This is a genomic window from Streptomyces sp. NPDC031210, assembly GCF_055570395.1.
The window spans coordinates 35,298-58,552 of record NZ_JBVIHH010000013.1 but is presented as its reverse complement, the minus strand read 5'-3'; the positions used below and the strand labels follow the sequence as shown (position 1 = coordinate 58,552).

Annotated in this window: 22 protein-coding genes and 2 pseudogenes; 16 read left to right on the top strand and 8 right to left on the bottom strand. The window is 69.3% G+C overall.

Features of this window, described 5'->3' with window-relative positions; genetic code table 11:
- Positions 1 to 77: 77 nt before the first annotated feature.
- The 6 genes from ACZ45Z_RS23330 to ACZ45Z_RS23305 all read right to left on the bottom strand — a co-directional run bounded on the left by ACZ45Z_RS23330 (position 78) and on the right by ACZ45Z_RS23305 (position 6,691).
- Positions 78 to 1,034, bottom strand: a complete 957-nt coding sequence (locus ACZ45Z_RS23330; protein WP_468365568.1) for an ABC transporter permease — start codon at positions 1,032 to 1,034, stop codon at positions 78 to 80.
- Complete coding sequence (locus tag ACZ45Z_RS23325; RefSeq protein ID WP_468365565.1) at positions 1,031 to 1,879, bottom strand: ABC transporter ATP-binding protein; 849 nt, start codon at positions 1,877 to 1,879, stop codon at positions 1,031 to 1,033. Before ACZ45Z_RS23325 ends, ACZ45Z_RS23330 begins: the two co-directional genes overlap by 4 nt.
- Positions 1,880 to 1,883: 4 nt before the next feature.
- Positions 1,884 to 2,930 carry an ABC transporter substrate-binding protein gene (locus ACZ45Z_RS23320; RefSeq protein ID WP_468365562.1) on the bottom strand — a complete coding sequence of 349 codons (1,047 nt, stop codon included), beginning with the start codon at positions 2,928 to 2,930 and terminating at the stop codon, positions 1,884 to 1,886.
- Positions 2,931 to 3,533: 603 nt separating this feature from the next.
- Positions 3,534 to 4,769 carry an acyl-CoA dehydrogenase family protein gene (locus ACZ45Z_RS23315; protein ID WP_468365559.1) on the bottom strand — a complete coding sequence of 412 codons (1,236 nt, stop codon included), beginning with the start codon at positions 4,767 to 4,769 and terminating at the stop codon, positions 3,534 to 3,536.
- 13 nt (positions 4,770 to 4,782) lie between these two features.
- Complete coding sequence (locus tag ACZ45Z_RS23310; RefSeq protein ID WP_468365557.1) at positions 4,783 to 5,352, bottom strand: winged helix-turn-helix domain-containing protein; 570 nt, start codon at positions 5,350 to 5,352, stop codon at positions 4,783 to 4,785.
- A 292-nt stretch (positions 5,353 to 5,644) separates the two neighbouring features.
- The gene (locus ACZ45Z_RS23305; protein WP_468365554.1) at positions 5,645 to 6,691 is read right to left on the bottom strand and encodes an amino acid ABC transporter permease; all 1,047 of its coding nucleotides are present in this window, start codon (positions 6,689 to 6,691) and stop codon (positions 5,645 to 5,647) included.
- Between the two features lie 701 nt (positions 6,692 to 7,392).
- On the opposite strand from ACZ45Z_RS23305, the gene ACZ45Z_RS23300 reads away from it, so the two are divergent.
- The 16 genes and pseudogenes from ACZ45Z_RS23300 to ACZ45Z_RS23225 form a co-directional block, all read left to right on the top strand.
- On the top strand, positions 7,393 to 8,544 hold the full coding sequence (locus tag ACZ45Z_RS23300) for an LLM class flavin-dependent oxidoreductase (protein ID WP_468365551.1): 1,152 nt from the start codon (positions 7,393 to 7,395) through the stop codon (positions 8,542 to 8,544).
- The gene (locus ACZ45Z_RS23295) at positions 8,541 to 9,104 is read left to right on the top strand and encodes a GNAT family N-acetyltransferase (RefSeq protein ID WP_468365548.1); all 564 of its coding nucleotides are present in this window, start codon (positions 8,541 to 8,543) and stop codon (positions 9,102 to 9,104) included. The genes ACZ45Z_RS23300 and ACZ45Z_RS23295 overlap by 4 nt, the downstream gene beginning before the upstream one ends.
- Positions 9,105 to 9,133: 29 nt before the next feature.
- Positions 9,134 to 10,057, top strand: coding sequence for an ABC transporter substrate-binding protein (locus tag ACZ45Z_RS23290; protein WP_468365545.1), 924 nt, complete (start codon positions 9,134 to 9,136; stop codon positions 10,055 to 10,057).
- Positions 10,058 to 10,078: 21 nt separating this feature from the next.
- Positions 10,079 to 11,101 (top strand): amino acid ABC transporter permease, encoded by a 1,023-nt coding sequence (locus ACZ45Z_RS23285; protein WP_468365542.1) that lies wholly within the window; start codon positions 10,079 to 10,081, stop codon positions 11,099 to 11,101.
- Positions 11,098 to 11,958 (top strand): amino acid ABC transporter ATP-binding protein, encoded by an 861-nt coding sequence (locus ACZ45Z_RS23280; protein ID WP_468365539.1) that lies wholly within the window; start codon positions 11,098 to 11,100, stop codon positions 11,956 to 11,958. The genes ACZ45Z_RS23285 and ACZ45Z_RS23280 overlap by 4 nt, the downstream gene beginning before the upstream one ends.
- 38 nt (positions 11,959 to 11,996) lie before the next feature.
- Positions 11,997 to 12,980, top strand: coding sequence for an ABC transporter substrate-binding protein (locus ACZ45Z_RS23275; RefSeq protein WP_468365536.1), 984 nt, complete (start codon positions 11,997 to 11,999; stop codon positions 12,978 to 12,980).
- A gap of 86 nt (positions 12,981 to 13,066) precedes the next feature.
- Positions 13,067 to 13,633 (top strand): NADPH-dependent FMN reductase, encoded by a 567-nt coding sequence (ssuE, locus tag ACZ45Z_RS23270; RefSeq protein WP_468365533.1) that lies wholly within the window; start codon positions 13,067 to 13,069, stop codon positions 13,631 to 13,633.
- Between the two features lie 38 nt (positions 13,634 to 13,671).
- Positions 13,672 to 14,051, top strand: a pseudogene (locus ACZ45Z_RS23265) (LLM class flavin-dependent oxidoreductase); the annotation flags it as partial.
- 142 nt (positions 14,052 to 14,193) lie between these two features.
- Positions 14,194 to 14,319 (top strand): hypothetical protein, encoded by a 126-nt coding sequence (locus tag ACZ45Z_RS23260; RefSeq protein WP_468365530.1) that lies wholly within the window; start codon positions 14,194 to 14,196, stop codon positions 14,317 to 14,319.
- 136 nt (positions 14,320 to 14,455) lie between these two features.
- Positions 14,456 to 15,415, top strand: coding sequence for a glutathione S-transferase C-terminal domain-containing protein (locus tag ACZ45Z_RS23255; protein ID WP_468365529.1), 960 nt, complete (start codon positions 14,456 to 14,458; stop codon positions 15,413 to 15,415).
- Position 15,416: 1 nt separating this feature from the next.
- Positions 15,417 to 15,629 (top strand): putative leader peptide, encoded by a 213-nt coding sequence (locus ACZ45Z_RS23250; RefSeq protein WP_468365528.1) that lies wholly within the window; start codon positions 15,417 to 15,419, stop codon positions 15,627 to 15,629.
- 74 nt (positions 15,630 to 15,703) lie between these two features.
- Complete coding sequence (locus ACZ45Z_RS23245) at positions 15,704 to 16,906, top strand: LLM class flavin-dependent oxidoreductase (RefSeq protein ID WP_468365527.1); 1,203 nt, start codon at positions 15,704 to 15,706, stop codon at positions 16,904 to 16,906.
- 21 nt (positions 16,907 to 16,927) lie between these two features.
- Complete coding sequence (locus ACZ45Z_RS23240; RefSeq protein ID WP_468365525.1) at positions 16,928 to 18,355, top strand: NtaA/DmoA family FMN-dependent monooxygenase; 1,428 nt, start codon at positions 16,928 to 16,930, stop codon at positions 18,353 to 18,355.
- On the top strand, positions 18,352 to 19,521 hold the full coding sequence (locus ACZ45Z_RS23235; protein ID WP_468365523.1) for an LLM class flavin-dependent oxidoreductase: 1,170 nt from the start codon (positions 18,352 to 18,354) through the stop codon (positions 19,519 to 19,521). The genes ACZ45Z_RS23240 and ACZ45Z_RS23235 overlap by 4 nt, the downstream gene beginning before the upstream one ends.
- A gap of 16 nt (positions 19,522 to 19,537) precedes the next feature.
- The gene (locus tag ACZ45Z_RS23230) at positions 19,538 to 20,665 is read left to right on the top strand and encodes an LLM class flavin-dependent oxidoreductase (protein ID WP_468365522.1); all 1,128 of its coding nucleotides are present in this window, start codon (positions 19,538 to 19,540) and stop codon (positions 20,663 to 20,665) included.
- A gap of 144 nt (positions 20,666 to 20,809) precedes the next feature.
- Positions 20,810 to 21,247, top strand: a pseudogene (locus ACZ45Z_RS23225) (TSUP family transporter); the annotation flags it as partial.
- Positions 21,248 to 21,421: 174 nt separating this feature from the next.
- Here the strand turns inward: ACZ45Z_RS23225 and ACZ45Z_RS23220 are convergent.
- Both ACZ45Z_RS23220 and ACZ45Z_RS23215 read right to left on the bottom strand, forming a co-directional pair.
- Entirely contained in the window at positions 21,422 to 21,670 is a 249-nt protein-coding gene (locus ACZ45Z_RS23220; RefSeq protein ID WP_468365519.1) for a hypothetical protein, read from the bottom strand.
- 497 nt (positions 21,671 to 22,167) lie between these two features.
- Positions 22,168 to 23,214, bottom strand: coding sequence for a GAF domain-containing protein (locus tag ACZ45Z_RS23215; protein WP_468365516.1), 1,047 nt, complete (start codon positions 23,212 to 23,214; stop codon positions 22,168 to 22,170).
- Between the last annotated feature and the right edge of the window lie 41 nt (positions 23,215 to 23,255).

Genomic DNA, 23,255 nt, shown 5'->3' with positions numbered 1-23,255 from the left:
TCCTCGGATCAGGGGCGGCGAGACGATCGGGAGAAGGCGGAGATCGGGGAGGCCAGCGGGACGAGAAGGCGGCCGAGTCAGCCGCCGACTGGTACGCGCCAGGAGCTGAGCCGCCGCTCCACGGCCATCAGCAACTGGTTGAAGGCCACGCCGATGGCGGAGATCGTGATGATGCCCGCGTACATCTGCGGGATCGCGAAGTTGTACTGCGAGGCGTTGATCAGATAGCCGAGGCCCGCCTTGGCGCCGATCATCTCCGCGGCGACCAGCACCAGGATGGACCAGGCTCCGGCCAGCCGGATGCCGGTGAACATCACCGGCACCGAGGAGGGCAGGATGACCTTCTGGAACAGCCGGGGCGCGGACAGGTCCATCGACTTCGCCAGCTTCAGCAGGGTCGGGTCGACGTTGCGGACCGCGCTGATGGTGTTGAGCAGGATCGGCCAGGTGCACGCGTACACCACGATGGAGATCTTCGAGGTCTCGCCGATGCCCAGCAGCAGTACGAACACCGGCAGCAGGGCCAGGGCGGCGGTGTTGCGGAACACCTCAAGGAGCGGTCCGAGGAGGTCGGCGACCGGCCGGTACCAGCCGATCAGCAGGCCGAGCGGCACGGCGACGGCCAACGCGAGTCCGAATCCGCTGAACGAGCGGACCAGGCTGGCGCGTGCGTTGTCGGCGAGCTGACCGTCGACGGCCAGCCCCCACCAGGCACGGGCGACCTCACTGAACGGCGGCAGGAAGATCCGGTCGACCAGGCCGAGTCGGGGTGCGGTCTCCCACAGCAGCAGCAGCGCCACGATCGCCGCGGACTTGGTCGCCCCCTTGACCAGCAGGTGCGGCAGTCGGCGGACCGCCCGGCGGCCCCGGGCCGCCGTGGAGGGGACTTGGCGCACTCTCGACGGCGATGCGTCATGCGGCGCGGACAGTGTGGACTCGGCGGAGGAAGGGCCGGGGACGGGCACGGGTTCGGCGGCGCTCACCGAGTCCGGCGCCGTGGTCTTCTCGGTGGCCGTGCCGGTCATGGGGCTCATACGGAAGCCTCCTCCTTCTCCAACTGCTGGGCCCTGGCCACCTCGTCGTGCAGCAGCGACCAGATCTCGTGCCGGTGTCGTGCGAACTCGGGACTGGAGCGGAGGTCGTCCGTCGCCGTACGGGAGTCGAAGGCGACCGGCACGATCTGCTTGATGCGGCCCGGCCTCGATGTCATGACGGCGACGCGCTGTCCCAGGTAGACGGCCTCGTCGATGCCGTGCGTGATGAAGACGACGGTCTTGCCGGTGCGCTGCCAGATGCGCAGCAGTTCGTCCTGCAGCGACTCCCGGGTCTGGGCGTCCAGCGCGGCGAACGGTTCGTCCATCAGGAGCACATCGGGGTCGTAGGCGAGGCTGCGGGCGATCGCCACCCGCTGTCGCATCCCGCCCGACAGCTCATGCGGATGGCGCTCCTCGAACCCGGACAGACCGACCAGGTCCAGGAACTCCCGGGCCCGTGAGGCACGCTGACGCCGTGGGACGCCGACGGCCTCAAGGCCGAACTCGACATTGCCCTGGGCCGTGCGCCACGGCAGCAGCGCGTACTGCTGGAACACGACGCCCCGGTCCAGGCCGGGGCCGGTGACGGGTTCGCCGTCCAGCAGGATGCGCCCGCCGGTGGGTCGGGTGAGGCCGCCGAGCAGGTCCAGCAGCGTCGACTTCCCGCAGCCGCTGGGACCGACCAGGACGACGAACTCGCCGGCTGCTATCTCCAGATCGATGCCGTCGAGGGCGGTGAACCGGCTTGTCCGTCGAGCCCCCGTGCCGTCCTTGACGGTGAAGTCCTTCCGGACGTTCTCGAACACGATCTTGGGTGTGAGGGGTTCCTTGGTGGATTCCGGCATGGGATCAGCTCCCGCTCTTCGCAGTGGCGGAGGACTTCTGCTTGCCGTTGAACTCATTGGTGTAGAGGTCCGACAACGTGACCTGGCCCTTCTGGACGTCACCGCGCTCGACCAGCCAGTCGATCCACAACTGGAGTTCCTTACCGGTGATCCGGCCCGCCGTTTCGGCGACGCCGTAGGACCGCCAGTACTTCAGTGGTGCGGTCTCCTCGTTGCGGCCGCGCTTCTTCACGATGTCCGTCATCCGAGCGATGACCTCTTCGCGCGGCGTGGAACGGGACCACTCGATGGCCCGCCCCACGGCGGTGACGAAGATTCGGGCCGTGTCGGGGTTCTGCTTCAGAAAGCGGTCCGTCATCACAAAGGTGCCGGCGCTGAACGAGCCGAGCAGTTCATGGTCTGTGAACAGCGGACGGATGCCCCCGGTTGCCAGGGCCTTGTCGCGCAGAATGCCGCCGAGCACGGCCACGTCGATCTGCTTCTGACGCAGCGACTGCTCCGTGTTGACCGGAGGTACCACGAGGGGCTCGACCTTGCCGATCTCCGCCCGGGAGAGACCGCCTCGCTGCAGATAGATGTCGAGCATGGCCTCGGAGTGGGCTCCGAGGGTGTTCATCCCGATCTTCTTGCCGATCAGGTCGCGGGCGGAACGGATGGGGCTGTCCTTGAGGACGTAGAAGCCGTTGTAGGCGTACTTGTCGGAGCCGTAGTAGCTGATGACGGCCTTGATGGAGGCGTTTTTCGCGGCCAGTTTGACAACTGCGCCGTTGAAGGCACCGCCGAAGTCGATCTGGCCCGTGGCCGCGGACTGGATGTCCTGGGGCCCGCTGATGGTGTTGCCGACCCACTTCAGTTTCACGTCCTCCAGATAGCCGAGATCCTCGGCCAGCTCCGGCAGGGTGACCTGGCCCGCCCAGCCTTGGTATCGGAGTGTTTTGGTCTGTCCCTTGCCGGAGGGGGCTCCGGTTGCGGTGGTGCCGCAGCTCACGGCCACCGCCGAAAGTCCGAGCAGAGAGAGGAACTGGCGTCGGGTCGATGCCGTAGTGGCCATGGAAAGGTCCTGTTCAAGCGAATGGGGACGGACGTGGGATCGGCGGACGTGCTACCCGAAATGGCGAGAATCGACGCCTGCCGGGGTTCGTCGGCAGGAAGAAGCCCCAGATGAAAGGAGTGCTCGGCAGTTGAGCGCGGCAGGGCGGAAACCGAATGAGGAAGGAGACCTCGTCAGGAATGGCTGCGAGAAATCAATGATCTACGACAGCAGCGGCGTGGTCGTAGCAGCCGACTTCGAAAGGGAGCGGGAGAGGGCAGCGCCCGTCAGCGGGTTCAGCGGCCGACGGCACAGATGGCGCTGGCCTGACGTCGCAGATCGACATGCAGACGCGCGGCGAGGTCCTCGATGTTGCTCACAGCTAAGAGAGTTGCAGCGAAATTCGGCCAGGTCAACGTCGCGTGCGCGTATGTCTCATATCCTGAACCGCCTGTCATGCGAGCGAAGTGCGGCGTTCACAATTGCCTGGATGTCAGGTCGCGTGGTGATTCCCGATCATGCCGATTTCGGCCCCGAGATACCGAGCCAATTCGTTCTTGGAGGGGGGTTTTCCGGAGCAGGCGGCTTGTCACAGATCCGGAGCTCCGGGTCCTCGAGGTCGGACTAAGGTCGGACAGGCAGGACGAACGGAGGGTGCGCACCGTTGAGGAAGTAGTCCCCGACGTCGCGGAGCCGGTGGGCGACGGGCTCGTACAAGGTGTGAGTTCGGGCGTTGCGCCAGAAGCGGTCGAAGCCCAGCCGCGAGGACGCGGAGCGGGCGCCGATGATGTCGAGGGCTCGGGCGGTGGACTCCTGCGCTGCCCTGGAAGCGGCGGCTTCGGCCATGGCCACGAGGACGGAGATCTCCGCGTACTCGTCGTAGGTGAGGTCTTCGCCGCGTGCCAGCCCGCCGTTCACGGCATCCACTGCCTGATCGGCGAGCGCGGACGCGGAGCGGGCGAGGACGGTGAGTTCTCCGTAGGCGGTCAGCACCTGTAGGTCATGGGGGGAGCCGGCCGGCCAGTCCGGGTGCCAGGGCGAGTGGCCCGTCCTGCTGTACTCACGGGCTTCGGCGAGCACCCCCTCAGCCATGCCGAGAAGGAGCTGGACCGAGAGAAGACGTCCGACCGGCGATGCCAGAGCAGTCAGGGGTGACAGAACGTCCTCGTCCGCGGACAGGGAGCCGAGTACGTCGTGGGCGGCGACCGGTACGGCGTCGAACTCCACGCTCCCGCCGGCCGCGAGCCGCTGGCCGAAGGTGTCGGTGCCGCCGTCGATCCGCACGCCGTGACGGGCGGAATCGACGACGACCGCGAGTGGTTCGCCGGTGTCGGCCCGCTTGGCCCGCACGGCGAGGCGGTCGGCGACCAGAACCCCCGTGGCGTAGCTCTGCCGACCGTCGAGCACATGGCCACTGCCTTTCCCGGCCAGCGTCAGAGGCAGTTCCTGACGGGCGAAACCACCACCCCAGCACCACTGCTCCGCCGCGGACTTCCGCTCGACCTGAGCGGCGAGGGCGGGCTCGGCGAACAACCGGGCGCTCCACGACAGGAAGTAGTGACAGCCGAGCACTTGACCGATCGCGCCGTCGGCGACGGCGATCTCCCGGACGACGGCGTAGGCCGTGGGCCAGTCCGCGCCGCCTCCCCCGAGCTCGGCCGGTATGAGGAGCGTCAGCAGTCCCGCCTCACGAAGCCCGGACACCTCGTCGAACGGGGCCTTGCCTGCCTGCTCCCTGGCCACCGCGTCCGTGGCCAGGTCGTCCGCCGTCTCACGGGCCACGCGCAGCCAGTGCGCACGGCCGGGCCCGATCCGGTCGGAATCCGAGGCGGGTCCGGACGGCGCAGTGGCAACGCCCATGGCGGTGGTCTCCTCAAGGTCGGTGGCAAGGTGCGGTGTTGGGGTCCTCTTGCTGGTCGGGCACGTACTTGTAGCCCACGCGCCGTACAGTGACGATCCGGTGCCGGTGAGCTCTGCCCAGCTTGCGGCGCAGCCGCGCGATGTGGACATCCACGGTGCGGCCGTCGCCGATGTGGTCGTAGCCCCAGATGCCGGCCATCAACTGCTCGCGCGAATGCACCTGGTGGGGATGGAGAACGAGATGGGCCAGCAGTCCGAACTCCAGGTAGGTGAGGTCGAGTTCGCGTCCGTCCAGCTCTGCGACATGTCGCGCGGGATCGATGCGCACGCCGCCGCCTCCCGTCTGCTGCACGGGAGGTGCGTCCGTAGGGGCGATCGGCCGGATCTCCGGTCGTGTCACGTCCTTCGCGAAGAGCTGGGCGGGATCGGTGCCCTCGGGGACCAGTACGAGGTAACCGACGAGGGGAGCGGAATCGTTTCCCTCGTCGCCGGACTGCGCGGTGTCGCCCACGAGGCGGAGATGACGCATGTCGGGCAGTGGCGAATGCAATCGAGTGGCCTGGGCCGGAAGTGCCGTGGTCATGGCGGTCGTCCTTCAGGAGTGCGTCGGGCCATCAGGCGCACGGGTGGCTTTGCCTGATCACCTGGGATGAGAGAGAAGGAGCGGAGTGGCACGCGCAACGTGTGAGCGGCGTGCCCTCTACGCGCGACAGCAGGCGGCGCTGACGACGTGACCAAAGTCGACATGCCGACGACGAACGAGTCGCTGCTGCGTGTGGGCCATGTGCGTCATCCTGCGCACCCGCTGGGTGGGCCGTCAATACTTTCCTAGTAAATCGATGGGAAATGTAGGGAACGCAACACCGCGGGTGGGCTCACCGGCCACCGTCGACTGCCGGGCGGGCGTCGGGCGCCGTCGCCCTGTACAGCCGGACGCGCAGCGCGGCCACATGGACCCTGAGCCTCTGCAGGGGGGTGGGCGGCAGGGCGCGGGCGGAGCCACGCGCGTAGTGGCGCTCGACGTAGAACTGCCCCGCGCTGAGCACGGTCGTGACGGCGATGTACCAGAGGGTGGCGACCATCAGCAGCGGGATGACCTGGTAGGTCTGGTTGTAGACCAGCTGCACCGAGTACAGCAGGTCGTGCACGGCCAGCACGCTGACGATGCTGGTGCCCTTCAGGGTGCCGATCAGCATGTTCCCCGCGGTCGGGACGATGGAGCGCATCGCCTGCGGGATGACGATCCGGCGCAGGGCGCGCCCTCTGCCGATGCCGAGAGCCTGGGCGGCTTCCGTCTGGCCGGAGTCGACGGAGAGGATGCCGCCGCGCACCACCTCGGCGGCGTAGGCGGCTTCGTGGAGGGTCAGGCCGATGACGGCGGTGAGGGTGGGGCCGAGCAGGTTGACCGTCTTGACGGTGACGAACTCAGGCCCGAAGGGGATGCCGAGGCCGAGCGTCGGGTAAAGGGCGCCGATGTTGAACCAGAACAGCAGCTGTACCAGCAGCGGAGTGGACCGGAATATCCACACGTAGCCCCAACTCAGCGTGCGCAGCACCGGGTTGGCGGACAGCCGCATCACGGCCAGGGGGATGCCGAGCAGGAAGCCGAGCACCATCACCACGCCGGTCAGCCACAGGGTGAGCAGCAGCCCGTCGAGCACGGCGGCGGTGGTGAAGTACCGGCCGACGACATCCCACTGGAAGGCGCGGTTGCGGACGACGGAGTCGACCACCATCGTGAAGACCAGCAGCGCGGCGGCAGCGGTCAGCCAGCGGCCGGCGTGCCGGCGCGGCACGATCCGTGGCAGATCGTCGTCGGGGCCTGGGCGGCCCGGGGCGTGGCCGGAGGCTTTGAGGCTTTCTGTGAGTGGGATGGTCGCTGAGATACGGGAGGAATCGGCGATGTCGGACGGCGAGACCATCAGGAGGCTCTCCAAGGGAGGGAAGCGCGGGCGTCGGTGACCACCCGACGGCGCACGCTCGTGGATTCCGAGCAGGCACGGTGCGGGCACGGTGCGGTGTGGCTGGAGTTCGGTTCGGCGTCATCGCGCGCCGCGTCCCTCAACGCGGCCGGTACGGCTGCCGCGCGGCGGAGCCGGTCCCTTCTCGATCGTATGGGCGCACCACGCGCATGTGTCAACCACGCGCTGGAACCGCTGGGCGCCGGTCCGGCATCCGGGCCGTAGTTGACGAGAAGCGAGATGTACTGCTCAATTACTCGCATGAATGCCGAGCAGCGCCTGGTCACCCGTGACCACATCGACTTCGGTCGGGTGTGGTCCGCAGCGTGTTGCGCCTGACGCGGCAGCGGGCCGTCTGACCGGCCCTTCCCTCCCTCGGTGACCCCGTCGCGGGCCGAGTTCCTCCCTTCGCGGCACCGTCGTACGCATGCGCTGAACCCACGCTGAATCCGCGTACGAACGGTCCTGCGAGACCTGACACGCGCTGCCGCCGCCCCACCTCGCCCGAGGCCCGTGCCCGGCGTCATCACACCTGCTCACCACCTGGCTCCCAGCACCTCGAAGCGCCGGCACACCCGGCCGCTCCGAGGGCTGCTCCGCCGTGCCCGCCCGCTGCCCACGGAACGGCCCGGCCCAGAGGACCTGAGGAAAGGCCATCTCCCATGCCAGTGGAATTCCTTGGCATCGCCGCCACCAACGACGGCTCCGAAACCACCCCGCGCTCCGGCGCCGCCTTCGACAAGGAGTTCACACTCCGGCTCGCCCGGGCGCATGAGGACCACGGCTGGGACCGGGTGCTGTTCGCGTACGGTTCCGGATCGCCGGACCCTGCGCCGGCCGCGGCCTACATCGCGAGCAGGCTGGACCGCCTCCAGATCCTGCTGGCCCACCGGCCGAACGTCTCCTACCCGACGTTCGCCGCGAAGACCTTCGCCACCCTCGACCAGATCAGCGACGGCCGGCTGACCGTGCACTTCATCACCGGTGGCAACGACCGCGAGCAGGGCCGTGAGGGCGACACCCTCACCAAGGACGAGCGTTACGCCCGCACCCGCGAGTACATCCGGATCGTCAAGAAGATCTGGACCACCCGCGAGCCCTTCGACCACGAGGGCGAGCACTACCGCTTCCACGACTTCGTCAGCGATGTCTTCCCGGTCCAGCAACCCCGCCCGAACGTCTCGTTCGGCGGCTCCTCGCCCGCCGCGTACGCCGCGGGGGGTGCCGAGGCCGACATCTACTGCCTGTGGGGCGAGCCGCTGGAGAAGACCGCCGAGCAGATCGAGGCCGTGAAGTCCGCCGCGAAGGCCGCGGGCCGCACCGACGTGCCCCGCATCCAGGTGGCGTTCCGCCCGATCATCGCCCCGACGGAGGAGCTGGCCTGGGAGAAGGCCCATCGCACGGTCGGCGCGATCAAGGCCCGCAGGGAGAAGGGCGAGGCGATCACCAAGCGCCACAACGGCCACACACAGCCACAGGCCGCAACACCTCAAAACGTCGGCTCGCAGCGACTCATCGCCATCGCCGAGGCGGGAGAGCGCTACGACCGGGCCCTGTGGACCCCGACCGCCGCCGCGACCGGAGGCGCGGGCAACTCCAACGCCCTGGTCGGCACCCCCGAGACGGTCGCCCAAGCCCTCCTCGACTACTACGACCTCGGCGTCGACATCCTCTCCGCCCGCGGCTACGACCTGCTGGGCGACGCGGTCGACTTCGGCCGGTACGTGATTCCGCTCGTCAGCGCGGAGGTCGCCAAGCGCGACGCCGAGCGGGCGGCCCGCGGCACGCAGACCCTCGCGGCGGTGAACGCATGACGTCCGTCGCCCAACCACCACTGCCAGCAGCGGAACTGACGGCAATTCAAGTAACCGTGTCCGACCCGCGGGTGAGACCCCTGTTGCGCGAACTCGGCGACGAGTACTCCACGCGCTACGGCAGGGACGCCCACGCCGAACTCGCCCGCTACCCCGACGAGGAGTTCACCGCCCCGCACGGCGGTGTGCTGCTCCTGCTCCTCCAACACGGCGAGCCGGTCGCGGGCGGTGCCTTCCGCCGGTACGACGAGACCACGGCCGAGCTGATGGGGGTCCCCCCGGACGGAGTCTGGGGGAGGATCTGGACGCACTCCGCCCACCGTCGGCGCGGTCTGGCCCGCCGTGTCGTCGCCGAGCTGGAGCGCGAGGCGAGCGCCCGCGGCTACCGGCGGATCTACCTGACCACCGGGCCGCGCCAGCCCGAGGCCCGCGGCCTGTACCTGACGACCGGCTACACCCCGCTGTTCGACACCGAGGCCGACCCGGAAACCATCGGCCCGCTGCCCTTCGAGAAGCACCTGCCGACCGCACCACCCCAAGGAGAGGCAGCCGGCCTGTGAACGTCCGTGGCACCAGAACTCGTCTGCGCATGGCCGCCACCATCGCGCTGCTGCCCGTCCTGACGTTGACCGCCTGCGGGGCCGGCGACACCTCCGGCACCACACCGGCGGGTGCCCAGGCATCCCCCGCACCGACCGACGACCCGGTCGCCGCCGTACGCAAGGTGGACTCCGTCGCCGCCCTGCTGCCCGCCGACGCCCGCGAGTCCGGCACGTTGCGGGTCGGCAGCTCGATCGGCTTCCCGCCCGGGGCGTACTACCCGAACGGCACGGACAAGGCACCCGCGGGCCAGGACATCGACCTCGCCGACGCGGTGGCCAAGGTCCTCGGCGTGAAGCTGGAGCGGCAGGACGCCTCCTTCGAGACGATCCTGCCCGCCCTCGGCAGCGGCAAGTACGACTTCGGCACCGGCAACTTCGGTGTCACGAGGGAGCGCCTGAAGACCGTCGACTTCGTCACCTACATCAACGACGGCCAGGGCTTCGCGGTGAAGAAGGGCAACACCGCGGTCAAGACGAAGGTCACGGACCTCACGCGGCTGTGCGGGCTGACCATCGGTACCGGCGCCGGCACCACCTTCGAGGCGACGCTCACCGCGCAGAAGGGGGTGTGCGCGAAGGCGGGCAAGAAGCCGTACGACGTGAAGGTCTACTCGGAGAACGGGGCGACTCTCACCGCGCTGCAGCAGGGCCGGATCGACGTGATCATGTCGACCATCAACGGTCTGCGCTACCAGGCGTCGCAGCCCGCCTCGCAGACCACCTTCCTCGGTGAGTACCACCGCCTCGACGTCGGCTTCGCCTTCAAGAAGAGCTCCCCGCTCACCAAGGCGTTCCAGGCCGCCGTCAACGAGCTGATCAAGGACGGCACATACGCCCGGATCCTCAAGAAGTGGGGCACCTCCCCCTCCGCGATCGAGACGTCGCGGATCAACCCGCCCGAGCACACATAAGAGTCGAGCAGGAACACCACGATGAGACCGACCACCGACACCGCGCCGCCCTGCGTGGCCATCCGGGGCGACGGCCGCGAAGCCCCTCCCACGCCGGACGACCCTCCTTCGCTCAAGGTCGTCCCCGCCCGCCACTACGCACGCTGGGCGGCGGCCGTCGCCGTGACCGTGCTGGTCGCCCAGTTCGGGCACGGTCTGGCCACCAACCCGGTCTGGGAGTGGGACGTCTTCCGCGCCTACGTCCTGTCCGAGACGATCGTCCAGGCGGTGTGGGTGACCCTCCAGCTCACCGCTTACGCCACGGTGCTGGGCTTCCTCCTGGGAACCGTCCTGGCCTTCATGCGGCTGTCGCGCAGCCCGGTGCTGCAGACTGTCGCCTGGACCTACATCTGGATCTTCCGCTCCCTCCCGATGATCGTCCAGTTGGTGTTCTGGTTCAACCTGAGCGCGCTGTACGAGAGGCTGGGCTTCGGCATCCCCTTCGGCCCGGTGTTCTGGTCCGTCGACAGCAACAGCGTCATCGGCACCATGGGCGCGGCCATCATCGGGCTGACGCTGCACCAGGCCGCCTACGCCGCCGAGATCGTCCGCGGCGGCGTCATCTCCATCGACCACGGACAGATGGAGGCCGCAGCGGCACTCGGCATTCCCCGGCTGCGGCAGATCCGCCGGATCGTGCTGCCGCAGGCCATGCGCGCCATCCTGCCCACTGCCGGCAACGAGATCATCGGCCTGCTCAAGGGCACCTCGGTGGTCTACGTCATGTCGATCGGGGAGCTGTTCTACCAGGTGCAGGTGATCTACGGCCGCAACGGGCGGGTTATCCCGCTGCTGCTGGTCGCCACCGCCTGGTACGTGGTGCTGACCTCGCTGCTGTCGGTCGCGCAGTACTACGTGGAGCGGCGCTACGCCCGGGGCGCGAACCGCACCCCTCCTCCCACCCCGCTCCAGCGCGCCCGGCGCTTCGTCCGCTCCCTGCGCGCGGCGGCCGCCCAGCGCAACCAGCCCGTCGTACCCCTGAAGCCTTTGGGAGACAGCCGATGAGCGACGTGACGGTGGCCGTCAAGGACGCGAAGCCGACGGTCGACGGTGTGATGGTGGACGTCCACGGCGTCCACAAGAGCTTCGGCCCGCTGGAAGTGCTGCGCGGCGTGGACCTCCAGGTCCGCACCGGCGAGGTCACCGTGATCCTCGGCCCGTCCGGCTCCGGAAAATCCACACTGCTGCGCACCATCAACCACCTGGAGAAGGTCAACCGGGGCTGGATCGCCATCGACGGCGAACTCATCGGCTACCGCCGCTCCGAAGACAGAAGGGCGGCCCGAAGGGCCTCGGTTGAGGGTGGTGGTGGGCGACGGGCGGGAAAACTGCACGAGCTCAAGGAGAAGGACGTTCTGAAGCAGCGCACCCACATCGGGTTCGTCTTCCAGAACTTCAACCTCTTCCCGCACCTGACCGTGCTGGAGAACCTCGTCGAGGCTCCCGTCTCCGCGCTGCGCCGCCCGCGCAAGGGGGCGGAGGAAACCGCCCGCCGGCTGCTGGAGAGAGTCGGACTCGCCGACAAGACCGACGCCTATCCACGGCAACTGTCCGGAGGACAGCAGCAGCGCGTGGCCATCGCCCGCGCACTCGCCCTCGAACCCAAGGTACTGCTGTTCGACGAGCCCACCTCGGCGCTCGACCCGGAACTCGTCGGCGAAGTCCTCGACGTCATCAAGGACCTGGCCCGCACCGGAACCACCATGATCGTCGTGACCCACGAGATCGGCTTCGCCCGCGAGGTCGCCGACACCGTGGTGTTCATGGACGGGGGTGTCGTCGTGGAACAGGGCCCGCCCGCGGCCGTCCTGGACCACCCGCGGCACGAGCGCACCCGCGCCTTCCTCTCCAAGGTCCTCTGACCACCCCTCACCCCTCCCCACCAGCTAGGAGCACGACCATGTCCACCTCGATCACCCGCCGCACCGCCGCCGCCGCGCTGGGACTGACCGCCGTGCTCGTCCTCGCCGCGTGCAGCAACCCCTCCGACGGCGGCACGACCGAGGTCGCGGCTGCGTCGGGCGGCAAGACGAAGATCAACGTGAGCCCGGACCAGGACCGCATCACCACCGACAAGATCGACTCCATAGCGGCCGAGGTCCCGGAGAAGATCCGCAAGAGAGGCACCCTGGAGATCGTCGACTCGTCCGGCTCCGCTGCGCCCCTGACCTTCTACGCCACCGACAACAAGACCATCATCGGCGTCGAACCCGACATCGCCTCTCTGGTCGCCGACGTGCTCGGCCTCAAGCCGCACCTCAACACGGTCTCCTGGGAGAACATCTTCGTCGGCCTCGACAGCGCCAAGTACGACGTCGGCTTCAGCAACATCACCGTCACCGAGGAGCGCAAGGAGAAGTACGACTTCGCCCCCTACCGCGAGGACAACCTGGGCTTCGAGGCGAAGAAGGGCAGCGGCCTGAAGATCACCGGGCCGAAGGACGTGGCGGGCAGGACCGTCGCCGTGGGCAGCGGCACCAACCAGGAGAAGCTGCTGATCGAGTGGAGCAAGGAGAACGAGAAGGCCGGCCGCAAGCCGGTGAACATCAAGTACTACCAGAACGACAGCGACACCTACCTCGCCCTCCAGTCCGGCCGGATCGACCTCTACCTCGGCCCCAACCCGACCGCCGCCTACCACGCGGCCACCACCGGGAAGACAGAGGTGGTCGGCACCTACTCCGGCGCCGGCTCCACCCTCCAGGGCCTCATCGCGGCCACCACCAAGAAGGACAGCGGCCTCGTCAAGCCGCTCGCCCACGCCCTCGACCACGTCATCGAGAACGGGACGTACGCGAAGGTGCTGAAGCGCTGGGGCCTGTCCGACGAGGCCGTGACCAAGTCCGAGATCAACCCGCCCGGACTGCCCAAGACCGACAAGTAGCTGTCGAGGACGCGGGGCCGCGGTACGCCGCGGTACACGGCCCCGCACCAGTCCCACACCTACCTCACGCTCCCGAAGGATCCGCCATGGCCACCGTCCTGTCCGTCTCCGGAAGTCCCTCCGCCACCTCTCGTACCGCCCGCCTGCTGCGCCACCTGGACCTGCGGCTCACGGAACAGGGACACGAGGTGATCCCCCTGGACGTCCGCACCATCCCCGCCGAGGCCCTGCTCGGCGCCGACTTCCGGCACCCGGCGATCGTCGAGGCGACCGAACTGTTCGACCGCGCCGACGGGGTCGTGATCGGCACGCCCGTCTACAAGGCCGCCTACTCCGGGCTGCTGAAGTCCCTGCTGGACCTGCTGCCGCAGTACGGCCTGGTCGGCAAGACGGTCCTCCCGCTGGCGACCGGCGGGAGTACGGCGCACGTCCTGGCGATCGACTACGCGCTGCGCCCGGTGCTCAGTTCCATGGGCGCCGCGCACATCGTCCAGGGCTGGTTCACGCTCGACAAGGACCTCGCGGTGGGCGTCGACGGCACCCTGACCGTCGCGCCGGGCCCGGCCGAGGCCCTCGCACAGGTCGTCGACCAGTTCTCCGAAGCCCTCGGCAGCCGTACGGCCCTGCCGGCGGCCGCCGGACGAGCAGCTTGACCGTGACCGCCGACGACGAGCGAAAGGCGTGAACCTCCATGAGCCTCACCTTCCACTGGTTCCTGCCCACCAACGGCGACAGCCGTCATGTCGTCGGCGGCGGCGACGGCACCCCGGTCACCGCGGCCGGCGGTGACCGGCCGCCGAGCATCGGCTACCTCACCCAGATCGCCCGCGCCGCCGAGCAATTGGGCTTCACCGGCGCGCTGACCCCACCGGAGCCTGGTGCGAGGACGCCTGGCTGGCCACCGCCATGGTCAGCCGGCACACCGAGCGGGTGAAGTCCCTGGTCGCCTTCAGGCCCGGCTTCGTCTCTCCCACGCTCGCCGCGCGGATGGCGTCCACCTTCCAGCGGCAGACCGGCGGCCGGCTGCTGCTCAACGTGGTCACGGGCGGGGAGAGCCGTGCGCGCCCTGCTCGCCTCCTGCGCGACGGACCGGGCGGCGTAAGCCCTCCTTCCATCATGTGAGACACCGGGCGAGACGCGGGAAGGCCCCCTTGACGTGGCACGGAGGCCGCCTGACACTCCAGAGCAGAGATTCCTAGTGAATGGGTAGGAAATGATGGAGCGTCTGGAGTCGCCCGCCGACCGCGCCGTGCGCGCCGGACGGCCGCCTCTCCTGCTGACCTCCCGCCGCCACATCGATCTCCTGCGTGTCTGCAGCGCGGCGAACCCTCTGCGCTGACACCGGCGGTGCCCACCGGCACCGCATCCCCGCCGGGTACGGGTACGCGCCGACGCCGCCGCGCGCCCATCACCCCACGTGCGCCGCCTGCCGCACCTCTGAGAACCAGAAGCCGGACCCGGACCCAGGGAGACACATGCCCGCCGCACCCTCGACCACCGTGCCGTCCCTCCCCTCCCCGCCGTCGTTCCGGGGAAGGATCGGCTGTGACGCGAGCAGTGGCTACTACGCTGTGTCGCGCCGTTACCGCCTCCATCTCTCGCTGTCCTGCTCCGATTGTCTGCGGATCGCCATCACACACAGCCTGCTCGGCCTGGAAGAGACCCTCCCGGTGGCGCTGCTGCCGGCCGTGCCCGACAGCCCCGACGGCGGACACTCCGCTCTGCGCCCGTTGTACGAGGCCAGTTCGCACCGGCATCCCGCGCCGGCCGCCGCACCGGTGCTGAGCGACGACTGGACGGGGCGGATCGTCAGCACGGACACGCCGGGCATCCTCCGGGACCTGGCCAGGCACTTCGGTGGTGACGGCTCCGGCCGGCCCGCCCTCTACCCACACGGCGCGGAGGAGGAGATCGAAGCCGTCGGACGCCTCTGCGAGTACCGCATCAACGAAGCCGCACAGCACACCGGGCAGGCCGGCGCCGACGCCACGACACGGCGGACCGCCCTCAGTTCCCTGCTCCGCGTTCTGAACTCACTGGAGTGGCGGCTCACCCACCAGGACTTCATCCTGGGCGACGAAATGACCGCCGCCGACGTGCAGTTGTGGGTGACCCTGGTGCAACTCGACACCGTGCACCGTCTGCATCTGGACGCCGCCGCGGTCCACCACATCGCCGACCATCCGCACCTGTGGGCCTACGCACGGCGACTGGCCGCCCATCCCGCCTTCGGCACCCACCTCGACCTGGACGGCATCGCCCGCCGACACCATGCCCACTGCCAAGGGCTGGAGGCCGCAGGGGCGGCGGTGCAGATCCTGGACTGGTCCGTACACATCGTGGACGGGGCCGCCGCCCAGCCCGCCCAACGGTGTCCGGACGGTTTCATGGAACCGCAATACGCTCTCCACCTTCGTCCGTCCAGCTCCGCCTAACGTGCGACGACATGGGGACCGCCATGCCGGAGCATGGCAGCGCCCGTTCCGAGCAGGACAAGCGGCCGGAAGAGCGGAGGTGACGGTGTTGTCCCCCGTTTCCCGCGTGCTCGTCCCCGCTGTCGGGGTTCGCGCCGCGCATGGCTGCGTCCGCCTGTACTCCCGGCCCCACATCGACCTGCAACGGGTGGCCGGCGCCCTCTGTTGTTCCTGACCTGTTCCTCGCCGATGGGCCCTCCGCATCAGGGCCGGTGATCACATACGGTCGACCAGGAAGGCACCCTCTTCGTGTCCGCACATCCCCCTCTCCACCTTGCCGTGGCGCTGGACGGCACCGGCTGGCACCCGGCTGCATGGCGCGAGCCGGGCGCCCGGCCCCACGACCTGTTCACCGCCGGCTACTGGGCCGACCTCGTGGCCGAGGCCGAACGCGGCCTGCTCGACTTCGTGACGTTCGAGGACTCGCTCGGGCTGCAGTCCTCGCACCTCACGGAGCCGGACGGGCGCACCGACCAGGTGCGGGGCCGGCTGGACGCGGTGCTCGTCGCCGCCCGGGTCGCACCGCTGACCCGGCACATCGGGTTGGTGCCGACCGTGGTCGCCACCCACACCGAGCCGTTCCACATCTCCAAGGCGATCGCCACCCTGGACTACGTCAGCGCCGGTCGCGCGGGCCTGCGCGTCCAGGTGTCGGCACGGCAGAACGAGGCCGCGCACTTCGGCCGCCGTACCTTCCCACGTCTCCGCTTCGACGACCGGGACACCCCGGACGGCCGAGAACTGATCGCTGAGCTCTTCGAGGAGGCCGCCGACCACATCGAGGTGGTGCGCCGCCTGTGGGACAGATGGGAGGACGACGCGGAGATCCGCGATGTCGCCACCGGGCGGTTCATCGACCGCGACAAGCTGCACTACATCGACTTCGAGGGCAGGCACTTCAGCGTCAAGGGACCCTCGATCACCCCTCGGCCACCGCAGGGACAGCCCATCGTCAGCGCGCTCGCGCACCAGAGCGTGCCGTATCAACTGGTGGGCCGTTCGGCCGACATCGGCTACGTCACCCCGCACGACACCGACCAGGCTCGCGCCGTCATCGCCGAAATCCGTGCCGCCCAGGCTGAGGCAGGGCGCGCGGAGGAGCCACTGCACATCTTCGGTGACCTGGTCGTGTTCCTGGACGACGATCCCACGGCGGCGGAGGCCCGCAAGTCCCGCCTGGACGGCCTTGCGGGCTACGCCTACACGAGCGACGCAGAGGTGTTCACGGGTACACCCGGGCAACTGGCGGACCTCCTGCTGGAGTGGCGCCGGGCCGGCCTGAGCGGCTTCCGGCTGCGTCCCGGAGTGATCGGTCACGACCTGGAGCAGGTCACACGGGGCCTGGTGCCCGAACTCCAGCGCCGCGGCGCCTTCCGGCACGCCTACGAGGCGGACACCCTGCGCGGGCTGCTCGGACTCGCCCGCCCCACAAACCGCTACGCCGCTGCCTGAGGCCGGAGGAGTCGTACGACCATGAGCAAGCCGACCACCGGCACGCCGGCCACGAGCAAGGCGACCACGGGCAAGTCCCTGAAGCAGATTCATCTCGCGGCCCATTTCCCCGGCGTCAACAACACCACCGTGTGGAGTGACCCGCGGGCGGGCAGCCACATCGAGTTCAGCTCGTTCGCGCACTTCGCACGGACCGCCGAACGAGCCAAGTTCGACTTCCTGTTTCTCGCCGAGGGGCTGCGGCTGCGCGAACAGGGCGGCCGGATCCATGACTTGGACGTCGTGGGGCGGCCTGACGCTTTCACCGTCCTCGCCGCGCTCGCCGCCGTCACCGAACACATCGGCCTGACCGGCACCATCAACTCCACCTTCAACGAGCCCTACGAGGTGGCCCGCCAGTTCGCCGGCCTGGACCACCTCTCCGGCGGACGCGCCGCCTGGAACGTCGTCACCTCCTGGGACGCCTTCACCGGCGAGAATTTCCGGCGCGGCGGCTTCCTCCCGGAGGAGCAGCGCTATTCCAGGGCCAAGGAGTTCCTGTCCACCGCCACCGAGCTGTTCGACTCCTGGCATGGCGACGAAATCGTCACCGATCAAGAGTCCGGCATCTTCCTGAAGGACGCGCAGGCCGGAGCCTTTGTCCACCAGGGACAGCACTTCGACATCGCTGGTCAGTTCAACGTCCCGCGCAGCCCGCAGGGCCGCCCGGTGATCTTCCAGGCCGGTGACTCCGACGAGGGGCGCGACTTCGCCGCCTCCAGAGCCGACGCCATCTTCAGCCGGCACAGCACCCTGGAGGCGGGCCGGGACTTCTACGCCGACGTCAAGGGACGCCTGACCCGCCACGGCCGAACCCACGACGAGCTCCTGATCCTCCCCGCGGCGACCTTCGTACTCGGCGACACCGACGCCGAGGCGCAGGAGCTGGCGCAGGAGATACGACGCCAACAGGTCAGCGGCCAGACCGCGATCAAGTACCTCGAACACGTCTGGAACCGGGACCTCTCCGCCTACGACCCGGACGGCCCGCTCCCCGACATCGACCCGGACCCCGGCGAGAACACCATCGCCCGCGGCCGGGCCAGCGTCCGGATGTTCCGCGACCCGCTCGCCGTAGCCAGGCAATGGCGCGAGCGCGCCGCAGCGGAGAACCTGTCGATCCGCGAGCTGGTCATCGAGACCACCGGCCGCCAGTCGTTCGTCGGCTCCCCGGCCACCGTCGCCGAGACCATCGACAACTTCGTCCAGGCGGACGCAGCGGACGGCTTCATCCTGGTCCCGCACCTCACCCCCGGCGGCCTGGACGAGTTCGCCGACACCGTCGTCCCGCTGCTCCAGGAACGCGGTGTGTTCCGCCACGACTACACAGGCACCACGCTCCGCGACCACCTCGGCCTGGCACACCCCGACGCCCGCGCGGAGCCGGAGACCCGGCGGGCGGCGTCGTGAAGTTCCTGGCCATCACCCTCATCGTGCACGCCCCGGATCCGGTGACCGGCGTCCAGAAGTCCACCAACGAGCGCTTCCGCGAGGTGATCGACAACGCGCTGCTGGCCGAGGAACTCGGATTCGACGGCTTCGGCGTCGGCGAACGCCACGAGCGGCCGTTCATCTCCTCCTCACCACCGGTCGTGCTGAGCCACATCGCTGCGCTCACCTCCCGGATCCGGCTGTTCACCGCCGTCACCACCCTCAGCCTGCTCGACCCGGTACGCGCGTACGAGGACTACGCGACCCTGGATCACCTGTCCGCGGGCCGTCTCGACCTGATCATCGGCAAGGGCAACGGCACCGCCCAGCGAGAGCTGTTCCACGTCACACCCGAGGACCAGTGGGACCGCAACGCCGAGAACTACGAGCTGTTCCGCCGGATCTGGCGACAGGACAAGGTGAGCGCCTCCCCGCGCTTCCGCCCCGAGCTGACGGACGCCGAGGTGTGGCCGAGACCGCTCCAGCAGCCCATCCGGGTCTGGCACGGCAGCGCGACCAGCCAGGAGTCGGTCGATCTCGCCGCCCGCTACGGAGATCCGCTCTTCTCGGCCAACGTCACCCACCCGATCGAGCCGTACGCCGATCTCATCCGCTACTACCGGGAGCGGTGGGAGCACTACGGCCACGACCCGGGTCAGGCCGTCGTCGGCGCGGGGACGGCCGGCTACCACGCGGCCCGCACCTCACAGGAAGCGATCGCCGCATACCGGCCGGTGTTCGAGGGCTATCTCGCGTTCCAGAAACGCCTGGGCCTCGATCCGGTGTTCGCCACCCTGGAGGACTTCGTCGAACGCAGCTCGGCGTTGATCGGCAGCCCTCAACAGGTGATCGACAAAGTGCACCGCTACCACGAGCAGTTCGGACACAGCGTGCTCCACCTGCACGCCGACGCAGGCGGTCTCACCCCCGCCCAGCACCGTGCCTCGCTCGAACTCTTCCAGTCCGACATCGCCCCCGTTCTGCGGCGCGACATCCCCGACCCGCCGTTCCCCTGGGCTCCGGTCATCGCCCAGCCCGAGCCCGAGCCCGAGCCCGAGCCCGAGCCCGAGCCCGCATCCGCATCCGCATCCGCATCCGCATCCGCATCAGAGTCCGCATCGGCACCCGCGCCCACCGACCGCTGAGGAGCAACACCCGACCATGTCCGGCATCCCTCTTGGAGTCCTCGACCTCGTCCCGATCCCGTCCGGCTCCACCGCCGCGGAGGCGTTGCGCAACACCATCGACCTCGCCCAGCAGACCGAGCGTCTCGGCTACACGCGCTACTGGTTCGCCGAGCACCACCTCAACCCGGGCGTGGCCGGGACCTCTCCCGCCGTCGTGCTGGCCCTGACCGCCTCCGCCACCTCCACGATCAGGATCGGATCCGGGGCCGTACAGCTCGGTCACCGCACCGCGCTGTCCACCGTCGAGGAGTTCGGGCTGATCGACGCCCTGCACCCCGGGCGACTCGACCTGGGCCTCGGCCGCTCGGGCGGACGTCCCCCCGGACAGGCGGCAGGACCCCGGCCGACCACGACCCCCGTCGCCGACGGGCGCGCCCCCAACGGTCTGAAGGTCCCGCCACGGTTTTCCCCTGAACACCTGATCGGTTCGCCGCGGTTCCTGCTCCAGCAGCAACTGTTGCACCAGCCGGGCGCGCGCCCCCAGGACTACGGCGAGCAGATCGACGACATACTCGCGCTCCTGCGCGGCGACTACCACTCCTCAGACGGGATCGAAGCGCACGCCGTCCCCGGCGAGGGCGCCGAGGTGCAGGTATGGATCCTCGGCAGCAGCGGCGGACAGAGCGCCGACGTCGCGGGTCGCAACGGCCTGCGCTTCGCGGCCAATTACCACGTCAGCCCGGCCACCGTGCTGGAGGCGGCCGAGGGCTACCGGGCCGCGTTCCAGCCGTCCGACCACCTCGACAAGCCCTACGTCAGCGTCTCCGCCGACGTCGTCGTCGCCGAGGACGACGCGACCGCCCGTGAACTGGCCACCGGATACGGCCCGTGGGTCCGCAGCATCCGCACCGCCGAGGGCGCCATCCCCTTCCCGACTCCGGAGCAGGCCCGCGCCCACACCTGGACCGAAGCGGACCGGGCCCTGGTCGCCGACCGCGTCGACACCCAGTTCGTCGGCTCCCCGGGGCGCGTCGCCGATCAGCTCGAACAACTACAGGAAGCCACCGGCGCGGACGAGCTGATCATCACCACCCTCACCCACGACCACGCCGACCGGGTGCGCTCCTACAAACTCCTCGCGGAAGAGTGGCAACGACGATGAGCTGGCGGTGGCCCGGTTCCTGTGACCGGGAGGTGAAGTGGCAGGGTCGGTGGAACCGTACGGGCTGGCCGTCGGCCTGACGATCGCGGTGGTAACCGCGCCCGTTGGGGTGTCGGGTGCGGTGTTCCTGCTGCCCCTGCAGCCGGCCTGTGGCTGATCGCCCGCACCCTCCGGCCCGCCCTGCCCGCCCCGGCGGCGGAGCCCTCCCCCCGCACCCTCACCGGCCTGGCCCTGGTCGTCGGCATCGTCGGCGGGATCTACGGAATCGGCGGCGGCTCCATCCTCGGCCCCGTCCTGGTCGGCCGGGGCATGCCCGTGAGCCAGGTCGCCCCGGCAGCCCTCGCCGCCACCTTCGCCACGTCCGTGGTCGGCGCCGCGACCTTCGCACTGCTGTCCCTGACCGGCTCCGGGGACATCGCCCCCGACTGGTACCTCGGGCTGGCCTGTGGCCTGGGCGGGCTGATCGGCGGTTACCTTGGGGCGCACCTGCAGTCGCGCCTGCCCGAGACCGCCCTGCGCCTGCTGCTCGGCACCCTCGCCGCAGCCTTCGGGGCCCTCTACGCCGTTCAGCCACTGCGATGACGCCACGGATCCCGCCCCCGGGATCCGAAAGGGAGCCGACGTCCGCAGGCCCGCGAAGTCATCCTGGAAAGGGCGGAGCGATCACGTGTCTTGCTTGGGCAGGATTCGAGGAGGGCAGAGACAGTTCGGTCATGACGCTCTGTCGCTTGCTGATCGGATCTCATCCGGACGTGATCAGTCGATGTCCGGCTCATGGGCCTCTTCGAGGAGACGGGCCGCGAGGACGGGGCCGTACGGGTTCTCGCCGACCGGCCGCCAGAAGATCTCCTTGAGGACGTCGACCTGGCAATCCTGCCCGGTCGCGGGGCAGCCACGGTGGGCGGACTTCGGGTCGGTCTCCAGCGCCCGCACTTGCCAGCCCCGTGCTTCGAGACCGCTACGGAGCGCCGCCGCGATATCTGCCTTGTGCAGCGGCAGCTCCACGACCCCCTGAGTGGAGACCTGTAACTCGTCCAGCGACTTCGGCAGGCGCCGCCGGAACTTCTCCCGGACAACGCGAGGTCCTCGGCCTCCGCTCCCGAGAGGTTCCTCGGCGCGGGTGTGGGGTGCGGGGTGCTGTGGGCTGGAGGGCGTGACTCCATTATTGCGGCCGGGCGCGGGTCGTGATGTGCGAGCCGGTGGCCGGAGCGAGCGGGGGCGGATCCCCGGGTGAGCTGGTTGCCGCAGTCTGCTCAGCCCTGAGCAGGACGGACTCTCGGCCGTGACGCTCATCCGGCGCTCGCTCTGACGGGGCGTCGCCTCGCGGCTGTTCTGCTCAGGCGGTTGAAGGACGGAGCTGCCCGGGGCCGGCTTTGTGGAAACTCGGCCTTTCGCCGCCCGTCGGTCCGGACCCCACAGTCAGCGGTGGGCGGAGTCGGCGCCGAGACCTCTACGGCAGCGGATGTCCGGGGTGCCGGCTGACGGCACCCGGGGTCGTCAGGTCACCGTTCGGGGCGAGTGGCCGGGTGGGGGATCAGGTTGGTGTCGAAGTCGCCGTCGGCGATCTCGCGGGCGAGCTGTGCGAGCTGACGTTGGTGGGCGCGGGCGTAGGAGCGGAAGGCGGTGAACGCGTCGTCGAGTGAGAGGTGCCAGCGTTCCGCGAGGATCCCCTTGACCTGTTCCAGGACGATGCGGCTGGTAAGGGCGTACTGGAGTTGGGCACGCTCGATGTGGCTGTGGTCCAGGGTGCGCTGCTGCAGGATGGCGATGGTCGCGATGTCGGCCAGTGCCTGAGCGAGGGTGACGTCCTGTTCGCTCAGGGGTTCGGGGTCGGTCTGGAACAGGGCGAGTGCGCCGATCACGCGGCCGCGCAGCCGTAGCGGGAGTGCGTTGGTGGCCACGAATCCGGTCTGGTGAGCACGGGTGGCGAACTGCGGCCAGCTCTCCGTGGTCTTCGGATCGGTGAGGTTGATGTTGGTGCGGGCCTGACCGCTCTTGTAGCAGTCCACGCAGGGGCCTTGGTCGTGCTGCAGGGCGAAGAGTTCCAGCAGCCGGGTATGTTCGTCGGAGGCGGCGATGGTCTGCAGGATGTCGTGCTGGTCGGCCAGCAGGATGCCGACCGCCGCCACGTCCAGCAGTTCCATGCAGCGCACCGAGAGCTGCTGGAGGAAGTCGATGAGGTCGAAGTCGTCGGTCAGGGAGTCTGCGACTTCCACGAAGACCTCGGTGAGCCGCTGTTCGCGGGGCATGTCGATCAGTCCTTGTCTACGACGGTCGGGGGGCGTGCCGTTGCCGTTGTGGTCCAGGCGAAGCCGCCGGTCCACCACGTCCTGGGAGATGTCGGTGATGGGCTGAAGGTCCTCGAAGCGGAGCGTCGCGGCGTCCGAGCACCACAGGAGCTCGGTGAGGTCGCCCTCGGTGACCAGGGAGACCGCGAGGCCGTCCACGCCCAACGCGGCGGCGCCGGCCGCGGTGGCATCGGCGACCTGGCCGGAGCCGTCGTCGCACTGCAGCAGACGCTGAACCCCGACCATGCGGTCACTGATCACCCACCACCACCTTGCCCCGTCCTGCCGGCGCCGAGCGGGGT

Coding starts and splice junctions, on each gene's coding strand:
- ACZ45Z_RS23330 (WP_468365568.1), bottom strand. CDS start 1,034: ATGAGCCCCATGACCGGCACGGCCACCGAGAAGACCACGGCGCCGGAC.
- ACZ45Z_RS23325 (WP_468365565.1), bottom strand. CDS start 1,879: ATGCCGGAATCCACCAAGGAACCCCTCACACCCAAGATCGTGTTCGAG.
- ACZ45Z_RS23320 (WP_468365562.1), bottom strand. CDS start 2,930: ATGGCCACTACGGCATCGACCCGACGCCAGTTCCTCTCTCTGCTCGGA.
- ACZ45Z_RS23315 (WP_468365559.1), bottom strand. CDS start 4,769: ATGGGCGTTGCCACTGCGCCGTCCGGACCCGCCTCGGATTCCGACCGG.
- ACZ45Z_RS23310 (WP_468365557.1), bottom strand. CDS start 5,352: ATGACCACGGCACTTCCGGCCCAGGCCACTCGATTGCATTCGCCACTG.
- ACZ45Z_RS23305 (WP_468365554.1), bottom strand. CDS start 6,691: ATGGTCTCGCCGTCCGACATCGCCGATTCCTCCCGTATCTCAGCGACC.
- ACZ45Z_RS23300 (WP_468365551.1), top strand. CDS start 7,393: ATGCCAGTGGAATTCCTTGGCATCGCCGCCACCAACGACGGCTCCGAA.
- ACZ45Z_RS23295 (WP_468365548.1), top strand. CDS start 8,541: ATGACGTCCGTCGCCCAACCACCACTGCCAGCAGCGGAACTGACGGCA.
- ACZ45Z_RS23290 (WP_468365545.1), top strand. CDS start 9,134: ATGGCCGCCACCATCGCGCTGCTGCCCGTCCTGACGTTGACCGCCTGC.
- ACZ45Z_RS23285 (WP_468365542.1), top strand. CDS start 10,079: ATGAGACCGACCACCGACACCGCGCCGCCCTGCGTGGCCATCCGGGGC.
- ACZ45Z_RS23280 (WP_468365539.1), top strand. CDS start 11,098: ATGAGCGACGTGACGGTGGCCGTCAAGGACGCGAAGCCGACGGTCGAC.
- ACZ45Z_RS23275 (WP_468365536.1), top strand. CDS start 11,997: ATGTCCACCTCGATCACCCGCCGCACCGCCGCCGCCGCGCTGGGACTG.
- ssuE (WP_468365533.1), top strand. CDS start 13,067: ATGGCCACCGTCCTGTCCGTCTCCGGAAGTCCCTCCGCCACCTCTCGT.
- ACZ45Z_RS23260 (WP_468365530.1), top strand. CDS start 14,194: ATGATGGAGCGTCTGGAGTCGCCCGCCGACCGCGCCGTGCGCGCCGGA.
- ACZ45Z_RS23255 (WP_468365529.1), top strand. CDS start 14,456: ATGCCCGCCGCACCCTCGACCACCGTGCCGTCCCTCCCCTCCCCGCCG.
- ACZ45Z_RS23240 (WP_468365525.1), top strand. CDS start 16,928: ATGAGCAAGCCGACCACCGGCACGCCGGCCACGAGCAAGGCGACCACG.
- ACZ45Z_RS23230 (WP_468365522.1), top strand. CDS start 19,538: ATGTCCGGCATCCCTCTTGGAGTCCTCGACCTCGTCCCGATCCCGTCC.